The following is a 15906-nucleotide window of genomic DNA, read 5'->3' as shown; positions in this document are numbered from 1 at the left end:
TTTGGAGCGGACTGGCGGTATGATGACGCGTGTGAAGGCCGTAAATGGCCGCTCCGGTCACAATGAGGAAAGACGGTCGGGATCGCGGCGGGGCATCGTAGCTCTCGGTGCCGCAGCATTGTTGCTGTCCTCATGCCAGTCGCTGTTCAGTCCCGCCTATCAGTCGACGCTGAAGCCTTCCGACAACCCGCAGACCGTGGAAGAGGTGCAGAAGAACGATCCGCGCGCGCAGATGGGGGCGCGTGAGCATCCGCGCATCGTTGCAAGCTATGGCGGCGAATATCACGACGAGAAGACCGAGCGTCTGGTGGCCCGCATCACCGGGGCGCTGACGGCGGTGTCGGAAAATCCGCAGCAATCCTATCGCATCACCATTCTGAACTCCCCAGCCATCAACGCTTTCGCGCTGCCGGGCGGCTATCTCTATGTCACACGTGGCCTGCTTGCGCTTGCCAATGACGCTTCTGAAGTGGCCGCCGTGCTGTCGCACGAGATGGGCCACGTGACTGCCAATCACGGCATCGAGCGCCAGCGCCGCGAAGAGGCGGAAGTCATTGCCAGCCGCGTCGTGGCGGAGGTGCTGTCCAGCGATCTTGCCGGCAAGCAGGCGCTCGCACGCGGCAAGCTTCGGCTTGCGGCCTTCTCGCGCCAGCAGGAATTGCAGGCGGACGTGATCGGCGTGCGGATGCTGGGGGAGGCGGGTTATGATCCTTACGCTTCGCCGCGCTTCCTCGATTCCATGGCGGCCTATGCGCGCTTCACCTCGGCCGATCCCGATAGCGACCAGAGCCTCGACTTCCTGTCGAGCCACCCCAATACGCCGCAGCGCATCGAGCTTGCCAAGCGCCATGCCCGCGCCTTCGGCCAGGAAGGCCAGGTGGGCGACAAGGGCCGCGACTGGTTCCTCACCGGCATCGACGGCCTGCTTTATGGCGATAGCCCGCAGGAGGGCTATGTCCGCGGCAATACGTTCCTGCACGGCAATCTCGGCATTCGCTTCGATGTGCCGGAAGGCTTCCAGATCGACAACAAGGTGGAAGCGGTTCTCGCAACCGGCCCTGGCGATATGGCGATCCGCTTCGATGGCGTGGCCGATCCCAAGCAGACCAGCCTGCCCAACTATCTGACGAGTGGCTGGGTGGCCGGCTTGATACCGGATACGGTGCGGGAAATTCAGGTGAACGGCCTGCCTGCGGCAACGGCGCGCGCCAGCGCCGACAAGTGGGATTTCGACGTCACCGTCATTCGCGTCGGCGACCAGATATTCCGTTTCCTCACCGCTGTGCCGAAAGGCAGCGCGCAGTTGGAAACGGTTGCGAACTTGCTGCGCTCCAGCTTCCGCAAGATGACGCCTGCCGAAATTTCCGCGCTGAAGCCGCTTCGCGTTCGTGTCGTTACCGTCAAGCCCGGCGAAACCGTTGCCTCGCTTGCCGCGCGGATGATGGGTACGGATCGCAAGCTGGAACTGTTTCGCGTGCTGAATGCGCTGAGCACCACGGCCTCGGTCGAGCCGGGTCAGCGGGTCAAGATCATTTCAGAGTAAGTGAAGTCTCGTCGGGAAGCGTTCTCAGTTACCCGCCTGCGTCAGACGGAGGGAACGTCGAACACTTCGCCCGGGCGCATCGGGCGGAACCTGTCTTTGGTCACACTCTGGTTTTTCAACGCCGCTTCGAGCGCGATTATGGGCGCGTCGATCGCCTCATCGGTCAATTGCACCGTGCCCCAATGGTGGCCGCAGGCGTAAGCCGCGTTGCAGATCTTCATGCCTTCCACCGCTTCTGCCGGATTTTGATGCTGGCCCTTCATGAACCAGCGCGGCTCGTAGGCGCCGAAGGGCAGGTTGGCGAGGCGGAAACTGCCATGCTTCTTGGCGGCGGCGTGGTAGTTCAGCCCGCTGTGAAAGCCGGTATCGCCGATATGGTAGATCTTGCCGCCGGGCGTCTCGATGACGAAGGCGGCCCAGAGCGCCATGCGCCTGTCGTTCAACCCGCGTGCCGACCAGTGGTGGCAGGGTTCGAAATGGACTTTGATGTCGGGGCTGACGGCAATCGCATCGCCCCAGTCTCCGACCGAAATCTTCGCCGCCTGCACCTTGGTGCGGATGATCGCGTCATTGCCGAGCGGCGTGACGAAATGCGGCTTGTGCTCGACATGCAGCCTGTGCAGCGTTTCGAGATCAAGATGGTCGTAGTGATTATGCGTGACCAGAACGAGATCGATCGGCGGCAGGTCCTCGAAGCGGATGCCGGGCGGGTTGACGCGCTTTGGCCCGATAAAGCTGAACGGACTTGTGCGCTCCGACCAGACCGGATCGATCAGAATATTCAACCCTGCCGTCTGGATGAGGAAGGAGGCGTGGCCAACAAAGGTGACGCGTAGATCATTGCCCTCGACGCGGGCCTCTGGCTTGGCTGTCGGATAGGGGCTTGGATAGTTCTCCGGCCACTCAGCTCTGTGGCCGTTGAAGCGCCATTTCATCAGGTCGCCAAAACCATTCGGCTGTTCGCCGTTGGGATTGAAGAATCTCACGCCGTCGAAATGATCGGAGGCGGGGCCGTTGTAATAAGCGCTGGCGTAGGAGCGGCTGGCAAAAATGCCGCCGCTGCCGAGCAGCAGGCCAGCAATGGCGGAGAGGCGAAAGAAGTTTCGACGGTTCATGATGTAAGCTATAGGAAGAGGATAGATAAACGACAAGCGCCATACTCGTCGAAGAAGCGTCTACAATGTCGTCCGTTTGAAGGCGTTTTCGCCAAAACACCGGACTTGCCTTGACTTTGGCGCGCATTTCCTGTTTATCCCGCCCGATCAGCTGGCAGTTTCAAGACTCCAAGCCACCGACCGGGACCCGTCAAGGTATAAAGAGATCCCGGAGGTCAACACCCGACAGCGCGACGCGCCCTCGGGTGCTTTTTGGCTTTGCCCATTTCCGGGCGTCTTGTTTTTGCCAGCAAAAGCACCGACGTTTCGGGAAACCGAAACGAAGAAGGAAGAACAGATGTTTGAAAACCTCCAGGACCGCCTTGGCTCCATTTTGAATGGACTGACCGGCCGTGGCTCGCTTTCGGAAGCCGATGTTTCCGCAGCGCTGCGTGAGGTTCGCCGTGCGCTTCTGGAAGCGGACGTGGCGCTGGAAGTCGTTCGTACCTTCACCGAAAAGGTGCGCGAAAAGGCGGTTGGCGCTTCTGTCCTGAAGTCCATCAAGCCCGGCCAGATGGTCGTCAAGATCGTCCATGACGAGCTTGTTGAAATGCTGGGCTCGGAAGGTGTTTCGGTCGATCTGCATGCGCCGGCACCCGTCGTCATCATGATGGTGGGTCTGCAGGGTTCGGGTAAGACGACCACCACCGGCAAGATTGCCAAGCGTCTGACGGATCGCGAGAAGAAGAAGGTGCTGATGGCATCTCTCGACACGCGCCGCCCCGCCGCCCAGGAGCAGCTGCGCCAGCTTGGCGTGCAGACCGGCATCGATACGCTGCCGATCGTTGCCGGCCAGTCGCCGACCGATATCGCCTCGCGCGCCGTCCAGGCGGCCAAGCTTGGCGGCCATGATGTCGTGATCCTCGATACCGCCGGTCGTACCCACATCGACGAGCCGTTGATGCTGGAAATGGCCGACATCAAGAAAAAGGCCAATCCGCACGAAATCCTGCTGGTTGCCGACAGCCTGACCGGTCAGGATGCCGTCAATCTGGCGCGCAATTTCGATGAACGTGTCGGCATTACCGGCCTTGTGCTGACCCGTATGGATGGCGATGGTCGTGGCGGCGCAGCGCTTTCCATGCGTGCCGTCACCGGCAAGCCGATCAAGCTGATTGGTACCGGCGAGCGGATGAACGAACTGGATGAGTTTCATCCACGCCGTATCGCAGACCGCATTCTCGGCATGGGCGATATCGTCTCGCTGGTCGAAAAGGCTGCAGAGAATATCGATGCGGAAAAAGCCCGCGCCATGGCCGAGAAGATGGCCAAGGGCAAGTTCGACCTCAACGATCTGGCCGATCAGCTGCGCCAGATGCAGAAGATGGGCGGCATGGGCGGCATCATGGGTCTGATGCCCGGCATGGCCGGCATGAAGGACAAGATGGCGTCCGCCGGTTTGAACGACAAGATGTTCGACCGTCAGCTGGCGATCATCTCGTCGATGACCAAGGCTGAGCGCGCCAACCCGGATATTCTCAAACACAGCCGCAAGAAGCGCATCGCTGCCGGTTCCGGCACGGATGCTGCCGAAATCAATAAGCTCTTGAAGATGCATCGCGGCATGGCCGACATGATGAAAGCCATGGGCGGCAAGGGCAAGGGCGGCATCATGACGCAGATGATGGGCGGTCTTGCTGGCAAGATGGGTCTCGGTGGCATGGGCGGCATGCCCGATCTCGCCAATATGGACCCCAAGCAGCTTGAAGCGCTGCAGAAGCAGGCGGAAGCCGCAGGTCTTGGCAAGCCGGGTGCTCTGCCTCCGGGTCTTGGTGGGTTGCCGGGCGGATTGCCTGGCCTCGGTGGTGGCAAGCTGCCGGGTCTCGGCGGTCTTCCGGGTCTTCCCGGTTTTGGCAAGAAGAAGTGAGGCCACCCGTGACCACGACAGACGTCAAACAGAAACTCGCTGAATACCGCCAGTCCATCGACAATGTCGATGCCGCTCTGGTGCACATGCTGGCCGAACGCTTCCGCTGTACCAAGGCGGTGGGCGTGTTGAAGGCCACCCACGATTTGCCGCCGGCGGACCCGGCGCGCGAAGAATACCAGATCGAACGCCTGCGCCGCCTGGCCAAGGACGCCAATCTGGATCCGGATTTCGCCGAGAAGTTCCTGAACTTCATCATCAAGGAAGTCATCCGGCATCATGAAGCCATTGCCGCTGAACACAACGGCACAGAAAAGACCGCCTGACCGGCGGGCAAGCCATTATAAGGAGAACTCACATGGCACTGAAAATTCGTCTCGCACGCGGTGGTTCCAAGAAGCGCCCGTACTACCAGATCGTTGTTGCTGACGCCCGCAGCCCGCGCGACGGCCGCTTCCTCGAGAAGGTCGGTTCCTGGAACCCGATGCTGCCGAAGGACAACGCTGATCGCATCCAGATCAACGGCGACCTCGTCAAGGAATGGATCGCAAAGGGTGCACAGCCGACCGACCGCGTTCTGCGCTTCCTCGCAGAAGCCGGCATTGCAACGCGCGACGCGCGCAACAACCCTGAAAAGGCAAAGCCAGGCAAGAAGGCTCTCGAGCGCGTTGCCGAGAAGAAGCAGAAGGCTGAAGACGCCGCTGCTGCTGCCGCTGAAGCCGCTGCTGCAGAATAAGTCTGGTTTATCCTGATAGAAACGGGTGGCACGGTTTCCGCGCCACCCGTTTTCATGTTTAATTCCCATGGACTTGGCGGTAGATCAGCCAGGTACTAAAACGATACGCGCACAACGCGACAACGGACGGTTCAATGGCAAAGCTGGAAAACCCCATTCTCATGGCCAAGATCGGCGCAGCCCAGGGCTTGCGCGGCGAAGTGCGGGTCAGCTCCTATACCGACGATCCCCTGGCGCTTGGTGATTACGGCAATCTGGTTGCCGCCGATGGGCGCGTGTTTGAAATTCTCGAAGTGCGCCAAGGCAAGAATGTCGTCATCGTGCGCTTTCGCGGTATCAATGACCGCAACGCCGCTGAAGCGTTGAACGGGCTTGAGCTCTTCGTCGATCGCGACAACCTGCCTGACGAAGATCTGGACGAGGACGAGTTCTTCTACACCGATCTCGAAGGCCTCGACGTGGTGGACGCCGAGGGCAAGAGCTACGGTTCTGTGAGTGCCGTCTATGATTTTGGCGCAGGCGATCTGCTTGAGTTGAAGGGTGCGGGACGTCGTCCGGCGCTTATCCCCTTTACCGAGGCTGCCGTTCTCGAAATCGATCTGGAGGGCGGAAAGATCCTGATCGATCCCTTTGCCGCCGGGCTGATCGACAATCCGGAAGACGGCAAGGACGATCCCGATCATCCGATCTTCGGCAAGGGCAAGAAGTAAGCCGATGAGCTTCAAGGCAACCGTGCTGACGCTCTACCCGGAAATGTTTCCGGGGCATCTGTCCTATTCTCTGGCGGGCAAGGCGCTGGAGCGCGGCCAATGGCAGATGGAGCCGGTGCAGATCCGCGATTTTGCCACCGATAAGCATCGCAGTGTCGATGACACCCCAGCAGGAGGCGGTGCTGGCATGGTGCTCAAACCCGATGTGTTGGCAGCGGCGATTGACGCAGTGTCGGAGGGTGATGTCCGTCCACGTCTGTTGATGAGCCCGCGTGGCAAGCCGCTGACGCAGGAGCGTGTGCGCGAGCTTGCGGCGGGCGAGGGCGTCATCATTGTCTGTGGTCGCTTCGAGGGCGTGGACCAGCGGGTGATCGACGCGCGTGGCCTCGAAGAGGTCTGCATCGGCGACTATATTCTTTCGGGCGGTGAGCCCGCAGCGCTGACGCTTCTCGATGCGGTGGTGCGCATTCTGCCGGGCGTGATGGGCAACGATCTGTCCGGTGTGCATGAAAGTTTCGAAGGCGGACTGCTCGAGCATCCGCACTACACAAGGCCGCAGGTCTGGGAAGGCCGGGATATTCCCGCCGTTTTGACGTCGGGCAATCACAAGCTGATCGACACGTGGCGGCATGAGCAGGCGCTGGCCCTGACGAGAGAGCGCCGCCCGGATTTGCTGGCCGAAACTCAAGCGGTGAAGAAGTAGTAGCTCGTCAGCAATAGCCCGACCGTGATCACCAATGCTCGGATGATCCATTGTGGAACGCGGCGGGCAAGATAGACGCCACCATAGCCGCCGAGCGCAGAGGCGGGGATCATGATCAGCGCCGCGTGCCAGGCGACAACACCACCGCCGACGAAGACAACGATGGCAACGGCCGCAATGACAACCGCCAGCAGGTTCTTCAGCGCGTTCAGATGATGATAGGTTCCGCCTGCGGTCAGGCCGAGCACTGCGAGCATCATGATACCCATGCCGGCACCGAAGAATCCGCCATAGATCGAGGTGAAGAACTGGCCGATCAGGCTCGCGACATTGCTTTTCGGATGCTCTTCACTCGAGCGCGGACGAAGCCAGGGACCGGCGGCAAAGAGCGCGGTTGCGGCAAGCAACAGCCACGGCACTAACTGGCGGAAGGAGGGGTTGTCGAGCGACAGCAACAGCAGTGCGCCACCGGTTGAACCGAGGATGGAGAGGACCGCGAGCAGGACGGCACCCCTCCAATGGGCACGGATTTCCGGCCAGTAGGCGATCACCGACGTAACGTAGCCTGGAAACTGGACGATGGAGGAGGTGGCATTGGCCGAGATCGGTGCGATACCCGCCACCGTCATGGCGCCGAAGGTCAGGAAGGTGCCGCCACCTGCAATGGCATTGACGGCGCCGGACAGGAAGCCGCTGACGAACAACAGTAGAATGATAGCAATGGACATGGCCCCTCCCCGAGCGTTCCATCTCCCATATAAGCAGTTGCCATTTCCTACAATCAGGTGGCGGCCGACAAAATATTGTCATGAAAGGGATGACAAAGCGGCCATCTTGCTGTATTGGCCCGCGTGGAATTGGGCTTATGCCCATTAACCGCAAGCAAAGAATGGCGAACCCGCTCCTGCCGCAAGGCATAATTCCAAGGACAGGATCCAAGGAATGATCTCGTTGAGCGCTCTGGCTGTTTCAGAAGAACTCAGAGGTTAACATGACCAACATTATTGCACAGCTGGAAGCCGAACAGGCCGCCAAGATCGAAGCGAAGCGCAAGCTTCCTGAATTTTCTCCTGGCGACACCGTTCGCGTCAACGTGCGCGTTACCGAAGGTAACCGTACCCGCGTACAGGCTTACGAAGGCGTCGTTATCGCTCGCTCCGGCGGCGGTCTTAACGAGAACTTCACCGTTCGCAAGATCTCCTACGGCGAAGGCGTAGAGCGCGTATTCCCGGTTTACTCTCCGCTGGTTGAAGGCGTTGAGATCGTTCGCCGTGGTAAGGTTCGCCGCGCGAAGCTCTACTACCTGCGCGACCGTCGCGGCAAGTCCGCTCGTATCGTTGAAGACACCGGCGTTCGCGCTCGCAAGCTCAACGATGCCGAGCGTCAGGCTGCTGCCGACGAAAAGGCACGTATCGAAGCTGAAAAGGTTGCAGCAGCACAGGCTCTGGCCGCCGAAAAGGCAGCAGCAGAAGCCGCTGAAGCCAAGGCAGCTGAAGAAGCTGCAGCAGCAAAGGCTGCTGAAGGTGCAGCTGAATAAGCTTTTCCCTTTGGGATTATCGAAAAGGCGGTCTTCGGGCCGCCTTTTTTGTTGTCGGGTTTTGCTGCGTCGCGCGCCACCCGGCGTTCTATGGCGACGTGCGGTCAAGAGACTTGGTGGCATTCTAACAAACCCCGCTTTCTTGAAACGCATGTCTCTTGCGCGGCGGCTTTAAAGCGTGTCAGTTTCTGACCTTCTTTTCAGGAGACCGCCATTGTTCAGACGCTCGTTTTTCATCGCCATCGCCGCCACGCTATTATCACCAGTCCTCGCATCGGCGGCCGGTCTGCCGGATCTGAAGGGTCGCGAGATCGTCGTGGTGACGGAGAATGCCTATCCGCCGCTGCAATTCGTCGACCCGAAGACGGGCAAGCCGATCGGTTGGGAATATGACGCGATGAACGAGATCGCCAAGCGGCTGAATGCGAAGGTCGAGTATCAGAACGCATCCTGGGATGCGATGATCCCGGCGGTTTCTGCCGGGCAGTACGACATCGGCATGACCGGCATCAGCATCAAGGAGGATCGCAAGGAGAAGGTGGATTTCTCCGATCCCTACATGCGCTCGGAAATGTTCATGCTGGTGCGCGCAGACGAGACGCGCTTTACCGACGCCAAGAGCTTTGCGGCTTTCGATAAGGGCTTGATCGGCGCGCAGGCTGGCACAACGCCCTTCTATACGGCTATCTACGATATCCTGGATGGCAATGAGCAGAACCCGCGCGTCAAGCTGATGGAGACCTTTGGCGCCACCGTGCAGGCGCTGCGCACCGGCGATGTCGATCTGGTTTTGACCGACGGCGTTGCGGGCAAGGGCTATGTCGATTCGTCGAATGGCACGTTGAAGCTGATCGGTGGGCCGCTCGGTGGCGACGATTTCGGCTTCATCTTCAAGAAGGGCTCCGATCTCGTGGCACCCGTCAATGCTGCGATTGCTGCCTTGAAGGCCGATGGCACCTTTGCCGCGCTCGATAAGAAGTGGTTCCTGGACTACAAGCTTGGCGAATAAGCGAATGCGCATGTCATCGCCTTGGAGCGTTCCGGCGTGAACCGTCCGCAATCCAAACATGCAGCGGATGATTTTCCCTGGTGGCTGGTGGCGCTGGTCGGTATCGGCACCATTCTTGCCGTAGTGATTGCCGTCAATGGCATCTATGCGCAGGTCTTCACCACGGTGATCAATGGCATCGGCATGACGATCTTCGTCACGCTGGTGGCCTTCTTTCTTGCCTGCCTCTGGGGCCTGCTGATTGCCCTTCTCGGCATGGCCGATACCATTGTGCTGCGGCAGGTTGCGCGTTTCTATATCGAAACCATGCGCGGCATTCCGATCCTTGTCGTGCTGTTCTACATCGCCTTTGCTGGCGCGCCGTTGCTGATTGATTTCGTCAATTGGCTGATGACGCCGTTGATTGCTGCGGGTTGGGTCGAGCTGGTCATCGTGCGCGACTTCTCGCTGATGTGGAGGGCGGTCCTGGCGCTGATGCTATGCTACGGGGCATTTCTCGCCGAAATCTTTCGTGCTGGTATCGAGGCTGTCGATCAAGGGCAGATCGAGGCGGCAAAGGCGCTCGGGCTCAGCCGCTATCAGCGCTTTCGTCTGGTTGTCTTTCCGCAGGCGGTGCGCACGATCTTTCCGCCGCTCTCCAATGATTTCGTTTCGATGGTGAAGGATAGCTCGCTGGTCTCGGTGCTGGGTGTCGCGGATATCACGCAGCTCGGCAAGGTCTATGCGGCAGGCTCCTTCCGCTTCTTCGAGACCTATTCCATCGTCGCTTACGTCTATCTGATCCTGACGCTTGGGCTGTCGCTGATCCTGCGGCGCATCGAAAAAGGGATGCGCCGCAAGCAGGGGCGTTGAGGGCCTCAGGCCTTCAAATTCGGCTGCGAGGTGATCTGCCTGGCGATCATGCGTCCGGCGATGATCACGAGCACACCGGCAATCGCGAGGCAGGCCGAGAGGAAGAACATCGGGGCGATGGTGCTTCCCGTCTCATCGCGGATCCAGGGAACGACGTTCTGGGCGACGAAACCGCCGAGATTGCCGACCGAGTTGATCGCGGCGAGACCTGCGGCTGCACCTGCACCCTTTAGGAAGCGACCGGGAAGGCTCCAGAACACCGGCTGTCCGGCAAAGATGCCAGCGGCTGCGATGCAGAGGAAGGCGAACTGCGCGACAGGCGATGTCATCAGAGCAGACATCAGCAGGCAGAAGGCGCCAACGAAGGCAGGCACGACGATATAGGTGATCTTCTTCTCGGAGCGATCGGCAGCTGATGGCACCAGATAGAGGGCAACGGCAACGATCAGCCAAGGGATGATATTGATGAAGCCATTTGCGGTGTTCGACACGCCGAAGCTTTTGACGATGGTCGGCAGCCAGTAGCTCAGACCATAGGCGGCCAGCGGAAAGCCGACATAGCAGAGCGACATGAAGAGGACGCGCGGATTGATCAGCGCGCGGAAACCGTCCTCTGCATGTTCGTCCATGCCGGAGTTCTCCGAAGCGATGCGCTTGTTCAGCCAGTCCTTCTCGTCCTGCGACAGGAATGCAGCCGTTTCCGGCTTGTCGTCGAGATAGAAGATGGTGACGATACCCGCAATCACGGCCGGAATGCCAGTGGCAAGGAAGACCCACTCCCAGCCTGCATAGCCCCATAGCCCGTCCAGATCGAGCAACATGCCGCCAAGCGGTGCGCCAACGGCATTGGCGAGCGCGGAGAAGATCATGAACAGACCGACCATGCGGCCGCGATAATCGCGCGGGAACCAGAGGGTCAGGAGATAGAGGACGCCGGGGAAGAAGCCAGCCTCGCAGACGCCGAGAAGGAAGCGCAGGATATAGAACATCGTGGGGCTGCTCGTATAGGCGAGCGCAATGGTCACAAGGCCCCAGGAAATGATGATGCGGGCAAACCAGAGCCTGGCGCCGAAGCGATTGAGCAACAGGTTGCTCGGCACTTCGAAGATGAAATAGCCGATGAAGAACAGCGACGCGCCAAGGCCATAGGCATATTCGCTGAGACCCAGATCGCCGACCATTTGCAGTTTAGCGAAGCTGACATTCTGACGGTCGATATAGGCGATGAGATAGAGAAGCCCAAGAAACGGCATCAGTCGCCATGTGATTTTTGAGATAAGTGCTTTTTCAGATACCAAGATGTACCCCTCCCTGTCGGCAGCACGCCGAGGCGCCGCCCGATTTGACGAGACCGGCTCTCACGGCATCGTGAGAAAGCGGTTTCGGTGCCGTCCTAAAACGCGTCGCGATCCTTCGGATTCGCTCGTCACGCTTTAGGTCCTTCTTTTGCCGCATGTCGTTATCGCAAAACCGGTGACCACTTTTGCGCGACGTCCTCTAACGTTTCACACGAGACTTTTATCCCGCCCACAACGCCCGGCATTTTTTTGCGTTGCACAAGAGAGATTCCTTAAATACGGGCCGGGCGGTTTTCAATCGCAAAGCGCCATGTTGCTGTTGAAAAGCCGATCTGCTATGAGAGACGCATGGGATCGAAATTCGGATGTCTCGCGCCAAACATTTTCGTGCTGCAGGATCACAAGCGTCTGCCGGCACGATTTTTCGCGCGTGTTTCCGGCGCGTTCAACGGCCGACTTACGTTCGCCTGATGGCCTGAAAAGGCTGTCGGCCTTTACTCCACATCCCCCAATTTCCTTTTTGACATTCGAATGGATAAAGCCATGAGCGCACCGCGTACTCTGTATGATAAAATCTGGGATGATCACGTCGTCAACCGCGATCCCGATGGAACCTGTCTTCTCTATATCGACCGTCACCTGGTCCATGAAGTGACATCGCCGCAGGCCTTCGAAGGCCTGCGCATGGCCGGTCGTCCGGTTCACTCGCCCACCCGCACGCTCGCCGTCGTCGACCATAACGTTCCCACGACCGCCGACCGTCTGGAAGGCATCAAGAACGAAGAGAGCCGCATTCAGGTGGAAGCGCTGGCGCAGAACGCCAAGGAGTTCGGCCTCGAATATTATTCCGAGCGCGACAAGCGTCAGGGCATCGTTCATATCGTCGGACCGGAGCAGGGCTTCACCCTGCCGGGCATGACGATCGTTTGCGGGGATAGCCACACCTCCACCCATGGCGCTTTCGGCGCCTTGGCGCATGGTATCGGCACCTCCGAAGTCGAACACGTGCTGGCAACCCAGACGCTGATCCAGAAAAAGGCCAAGAACATGCTGGTGCGTGTGGATGGCAAGATTCCGGACGGTGTTACGGCAAAGGACATCATTCTCGCCATCATCGGTGAGATCGGCACGGCTGGCGGCACGGGCCACGTCATCGAATTTGCCGGTGAGGCGATCCGTTCGCTGTCGATGGAAGGTCGCATGACCGTCTGCAACATGACGATCGAAGGCGGCGCGCGCGCTGGCTTGATCGCACCGGACGAGACGACCTTCGATTACATCAAGGACAAGCCGCGTGCGCCGAAGGGCGAGACGCTGGAACAGGCCATTGCCTATTGGAAGACGTTGAAGTCGGATGAGGGTGCCCATTACGACAAGGTTGTCATTCTGGATGCCGCCAACCTGCCGCCGATCGTTTCCTGGGGTTCGTCTCCGGAAGACGTGGTTTCGGTGCAGGGTATCGTGCCGAACCCGGACGATATTGCCGACGAGAACAAGCGCAATTCCAAGTGGCGTGCGCTCGACTATATGGGCCTCAAGCCCGGAACCAAGATGACCGATATTGCTATCGATCGTGTCTTTATCGGCTCCTGCACCAATGGCCGCATCGAGGATCTGCGCGCTGCCGCCAAGATCGTCGAAGGCCGCAAGGTCGCACCGACCGTTTCGGCCATGATCGTTCCAGGCTCGGGTCTCGTCAAGGAACAGGCGGAGAAGGAAGGCCTGGACAAGATCTTCCTCGAGGCTGGTTTTGAATGGCGCGAGCCGGGCTGCTCCATGTGCCTGGCGATGAATGACGACCGTCTGGCACCCGGTGAGCGTTGTGCCTCCACCTCCAACCGCAACTTCGAAGGCCGTCAGGGCTACAAGAGCCGCACACATCTGGTCTCTCCTGCCATGGCGGCGGCAGCGGCCGTTGCGGGCCATTTCGTCGACGTGCGTGAATGGCAGTAAGCACTGCTTGATGCTTAGGCTCCCAAGGTCTTTGGGAGCTGACACAGCTTCGCGCCCTCCGTCGTCATCCTCACCCTTGAGGCGAGGATAGATGGCACATGTGAGGAGCGAAATCGTCGATCCTCGGCTCAAGGCCGAGGATGCGGCAGAGGGTGGGGTGGCTCGTGGTCACCAACTGACATCTGGTCATGCCCCTGAGCGAGTGGTACCACGCCCAATCGCACTTGGTTTTCCCGCACCCAGACTGGTAATTCCCCCGCAATTCCGCCATATAGAGGCGAATTAGGCGCCGCTTGCGCGCGCCCATCTCGGACAAGGTCAGGCACATGACACAGACGGTCGAATTCGCGAAGATGAACGGGCTTGGCAACAAGATCCTGGTTGTCGACATGCGCGGCCGCAAAGACATGGTCTCGCCGCAGGCGGCGATCGCGCTGAACGCCGATGCTGAAACGGCCTTCGACCAGATCATGGCGATCCACGATCCGCGCCTTGCCGGAACCGACGCCTATATCGACATTCTCAATTGCGATGGTACCAAGGCGCAGGCCTGTGGCAATGGCACACGCTGCGTGGTGCAGGCGCTGGCGTCAGAAACCGGCAAGAAGGCCTTCACCTTTCAGACCGTCGCCGGGATCCTGAAGGCCAACGAGCATGAGGATGGGATGATTTCCGTCGATATGGGTCTGCCGCGTTTCCGCTGGAGCGATATTCCGCTTTCGGAAGAGTTTCACGATACGAGCCGCATCGAACTGCAGATCGGGCCCATCGACGATCCGGTGCTGCATTCGCCATCTGTCATGTCCATGGGCAACCCGCATGCCATCTTCTGGGTGGATCGCGATCCGATGGAATTCGATCTCGAGCGGATCGGGCCGCTGCTGGAAAACCATCCGATGTTTCCGGAAAAGGCCAATATCACGCTCGCTCAGGTCATCTCCGACAGCCGGCTTCGCACCCGCACCTTCGAGCGCGGTGCAGGTCTGACGCTTGCCTGCGGATCGGCCGCTTGTGCTGCCGCCGTCTCAGGTGCACGGACTGGCCGCACCGGTCGCCGCGTGGAGATCGATGTGGCGTCCAGCCCCGTTCGCATTCCGCTGACCATCGAATGGCGGGAGGATAACCACGTCATCATGACCGGTCCTGCCGAATGGGAATGGGCCGGGCATGTCGATCCCGTGACCGGCGCATGGACGCGGGACTTGGGGACTCAAGAGGTGGGGACTCGAGAGGCTGGCGAGAAGCAGGGCGTCTTATGAGCGGTGTCGAGGTTATAACCTTCGGCTGCCGCCTCAATACCTATGAATCGGAAGTGATGCGGGCCGAAGCCGAAAAGGCGGGGCTCAACAATGCGGTGTTGGTCAATACCTGTGCTGTGACCGGTGAAGCCGTTCGCCAGGCACGTCAGGCCATCCGCCGGGCGCGTCGCGACAATCCGCATGCGCGCATCATCGTCACCGGTTGCGCTGCCCAGACGGAAAAGCAGACCTTTGCCGCCATGCCGGAGGTCGATGCCGTGCTCGGCAATGAGGAGAAGCTGAAAAGCACATCCTATCGCGCACTGCCGGATTTCGGCGTCTCGGCGGAAGAGAAGCTGCGCGTCAATGACATCATGAGCGTCAAGGCCACCGCGCCGCAGATGGTCAAGCACATTGATGGGCATGTGCGCGCTTTCATTCAGGTGCAGAATGGCTGCGATCACCGTTGCACCTTCTGCATCATCCCCTATGGCCGCGGCAATTCCCGTTCAGTGCCGATGGGTGCAGTGGTGGATCAGGCGCGCAAGCTGACGGAAAGTGGTTACCGCGAAATCGTCCTGACCGGCGTGGATGCTACTAGCTATGGCGCCGATCTGCCGGGTGAACCAACCCTCGGTTATCTGGCGAAAACGCTGCTGAAGCAGGTGCCGGATATTCTGCGGCTCAGGCTTTCCTCCATCGACAGCATCGAAGCGGACCGTCACCTGATGGACCTGATTGCCGACGAGCCACGCTTCATGCCGCATCTGCATCTGTCGTTGCAGCATGGCGACGACATGATCCTGAAGCGGATGAAGCGCCGGCATCTGCGCGACGACGCCATTCGGTTCTGTCGCGAGGTGCGCGCTTTGCGTCCGGAGATCGCTTTCGGTGCGGATATGATCGCCGGCTTTCCGACCGAGACGGAAGAGATGGCGGAGAATGCCGCGACACTTGCGGAAGCGTGCGGCATTTCCAGCCTGCATGTCTTCCCCTATAGCCCGCGCCCCGGCACGCCTGCGGCAAGGATGCCGCAGCTTGATCGTGCTTTGGTCAAGGAGCGGGCGGCAAAGCTGCGCGCCCGTGGAGAGGCGCTTCGCCTTGCGCATCTCGACGCCATGGTTGGACGCGAGCAGACGATTCTCGTCGAGAACAATGGTTTTGCCCATACCGATAACTTTACCCTGGTGGCGGCACCTGATCTTGCGCCCCGCACTCTTGCGCGGGTTGCCATTACGGGTCACAACGGTAAGCACTTGAATATGCAATATCTGGCGGCGCAGGCGGCCTAAAAACAAGAGACGGA

At 59.8% G+C, this 15906-nt stretch carries 15 protein-coding genes; 12 read left to right on the top strand and 3 right to left on the bottom strand.

Translation table 11 applies throughout. The features are described from left to right. Positions 1-19 precede the first annotated feature (19 nt). Complete coding sequence (locus QE435_RS13190; protein ID WP_309771945.1) at positions 20-1543, top strand: M48 family metalloprotease; 1524 nt, start codon at positions 20-22, stop codon at positions 1541-1543. Between the two features lie 41 nt (positions 1544-1584). Here the strand turns inward: QE435_RS13190 and QE435_RS13185 are convergent, their stop codons facing one another. Beyond that, entirely contained in the window at positions 1585-2658 is a 1074-nt protein-coding gene (locus QE435_RS13185) for an MBL fold metallo-hydrolase (RefSeq protein WP_349041650.1), read from the bottom strand. Positions 2659-2995: 337 nt separating this feature from the next. On the opposite strand from QE435_RS13185, the gene ffh reads away from it, so the two are divergent. The 5 genes from ffh (at position 2996) to trmD (ending at position 6713) form a co-directional block, all read left to right on the top strand. Beyond that, complete coding sequence (gene ffh / locus QE435_RS13180) at positions 2996-4564, top strand: signal recognition particle protein (protein WP_349041649.1); 1569 nt, start codon at positions 2996-2998, stop codon at positions 4562-4564. Positions 4565-4572: 8 nt separating this feature from the next. Continuing rightward, positions 4573-4890: a chorismate mutase gene (locus QE435_RS13175; protein WP_349041648.1), complete on the top strand. Its 318-nt coding sequence runs from the start codon at positions 4573-4575 to the stop codon at positions 4888-4890. A 32-nt stretch (positions 4891-4922) separates the two neighbouring features. Then, positions 4923-5300: a 30S ribosomal protein S16 gene (gene rpsP, locus QE435_RS13170; RefSeq protein WP_306934584.1), complete on the top strand. Its 378-nt coding sequence runs from the start codon at positions 4923-4925 to the stop codon at positions 5298-5300. A 134-nt stretch (positions 5301-5434) separates the two neighbouring features. Then, positions 5435-6010 (top strand): ribosome maturation factor RimM, encoded by a 576-nt coding sequence (rimM, locus tag QE435_RS13165; RefSeq protein ID WP_306934583.1) that lies wholly within the window; start codon positions 5435-5437, stop codon positions 6008-6010. A gap of 4 nt (positions 6011-6014) precedes the next feature. Next, positions 6015-6713 (top strand): tRNA (guanosine(37)-N1)-methyltransferase TrmD, encoded by a 699-nt coding sequence (gene trmD, locus QE435_RS13160; protein ID WP_349041647.1) that lies wholly within the window; start codon positions 6015-6017, stop codon positions 6711-6713. On the opposite strand, the gene QE435_RS13155 is transcribed toward trmD, so the two are convergent. Next, the gene (locus tag QE435_RS13155; protein ID WP_349041646.1) at positions 6695-7441 is read right to left on the bottom strand and encodes a sulfite exporter TauE/SafE family protein; all 747 of its coding nucleotides are present in this window, start codon (positions 7439-7441) and stop codon (positions 6695-6697) included. The genes trmD and QE435_RS13155 overlap by 19 nt on opposite strands. Before the next feature lie 263 nt (positions 7442-7704). Between QE435_RS13155 and rplS the strand changes: the two genes are divergently transcribed. From rplS to QE435_RS13140, 3 genes are all read left to right on the top strand, one after another. After that, entirely contained in the window at positions 7705-8250 is a 546-nt protein-coding gene (gene rplS, locus QE435_RS13150) for a 50S ribosomal protein L19 (RefSeq protein ID WP_296076383.1), read from the top strand. Positions 8251-8464: 214 nt separating this feature from the next. Further along, on the top strand, positions 8465-9259 hold the full coding sequence (locus QE435_RS13145; protein WP_349041645.1) for a transporter substrate-binding domain-containing protein: 795 nt from the start codon (positions 8465-8467) through the stop codon (positions 9257-9259). A gap of 36 nt (positions 9260-9295) precedes the next feature. Beyond that, positions 9296-10111 carry an amino acid ABC transporter permease gene (locus QE435_RS13140; RefSeq protein WP_349041644.1) on the top strand — a complete coding sequence of 272 codons (816 nt, stop codon included), beginning with the start codon at positions 9296-9298 and terminating at the stop codon, positions 10109-10111. Between the two features lie 5 nt (positions 10112-10116). Here QE435_RS13140 and QE435_RS13135 read toward each other — a convergent pair whose 3' ends face one another. Further along, positions 10117-11409 (bottom strand): MFS transporter, encoded by a 1293-nt coding sequence (locus QE435_RS13135; protein WP_349041643.1) that lies wholly within the window; start codon positions 11407-11409, stop codon positions 10117-10119. 543 nt (positions 11410-11952) lie between these two features. Between QE435_RS13135 and leuC the strand changes: the two genes are divergently transcribed. From leuC to mtaB, 3 genes are all read left to right on the top strand, one after another. After that, entirely contained in the window at positions 11953-13362 is a 1410-nt protein-coding gene (gene leuC, locus QE435_RS13130; RefSeq protein WP_309771936.1) for a 3-isopropylmalate dehydratase large subunit, read from the top strand. A gap of 326 nt (positions 13363-13688) precedes the next feature. Further along, on the top strand, positions 13689-14621 hold the full coding sequence (gene dapF / locus QE435_RS13125) for a diaminopimelate epimerase (protein ID WP_349041642.1): 933 nt from the start codon (positions 13689-13691) through the stop codon (positions 14619-14621). After that, positions 14618-15892 (top strand): tRNA (N(6)-L-threonylcarbamoyladenosine(37)-C(2))-methylthiotransferase MtaB, encoded by a 1275-nt coding sequence (mtaB, locus tag QE435_RS13120; protein WP_349041641.1) that lies wholly within the window; start codon positions 14618-14620, stop codon positions 15890-15892. Before dapF ends, mtaB begins: the two co-directional genes overlap by 4 nt. Positions 15893-15906 lie beyond the last annotated feature (14 nt).

It is taken from the genome of Agrobacterium sp. SORGH_AS 787 (assembly GCF_030819035.1).
Lineage (GTDB): Bacteria > Pseudomonadota > Alphaproteobacteria > Rhizobiales > Rhizobiaceae > Agrobacterium > Agrobacterium larrymoorei_B.
The sequence above is the reverse complement of the archived record's forward strand: the minus strand, read 5'-3'. Positions and strand labels throughout refer to the sequence as shown.

Coding starts and splice junctions, on each gene's coding strand:
- ffh (WP_349041649.1), top strand. CDS start 2,996: ATGTTTGAAAACCTCCAGGACCGCCTTGGCTCCATTTTGAATGGACTG.
- leuC (WP_309771936.1), top strand. CDS start 11,953: ATGAGCGCACCGCGTACTCTGTATGATAAAATCTGGGATGATCACGTC.
- QE435_RS13190 (WP_309771945.1), top strand. CDS start 20: ATGATGACGCGTGTGAAGGCCGTAAATGGCCGCTCCGGTCACAATGAG.
- rimM (WP_306934583.1), top strand. CDS start 5,435: ATGGCAAAGCTGGAAAACCCCATTCTCATGGCCAAGATCGGCGCAGCC.
- trmD (WP_349041647.1), top strand. CDS start 6,015: ATGAGCTTCAAGGCAACCGTGCTGACGCTCTACCCGGAAATGTTTCCG.
- rplS (WP_296076383.1), top strand. CDS start 7,705: ATGACCAACATTATTGCACAGCTGGAAGCCGAACAGGCCGCCAAGATC.
- QE435_RS13185 (WP_349041650.1), bottom strand. CDS start 2,658: ATGAACCGTCGAAACTTCTTTCGCCTCTCCGCCATTGCTGGCCTGCTG.
- mtaB (WP_349041641.1), top strand. CDS start 14,618: ATGAGCGGTGTCGAGGTTATAACCTTCGGCTGCCGCCTCAATACCTAT.
- dapF (WP_349041642.1), top strand. CDS start 13,689: ATGACACAGACGGTCGAATTCGCGAAGATGAACGGGCTTGGCAACAAG.
- rpsP (WP_306934584.1), top strand. CDS start 4,923: ATGGCACTGAAAATTCGTCTCGCACGCGGTGGTTCCAAGAAGCGCCCG.
- QE435_RS13155 (WP_349041646.1), bottom strand. CDS start 7,441: ATGTCCATTGCTATCATTCTACTGTTGTTCGTCAGCGGCTTCCTGTCC.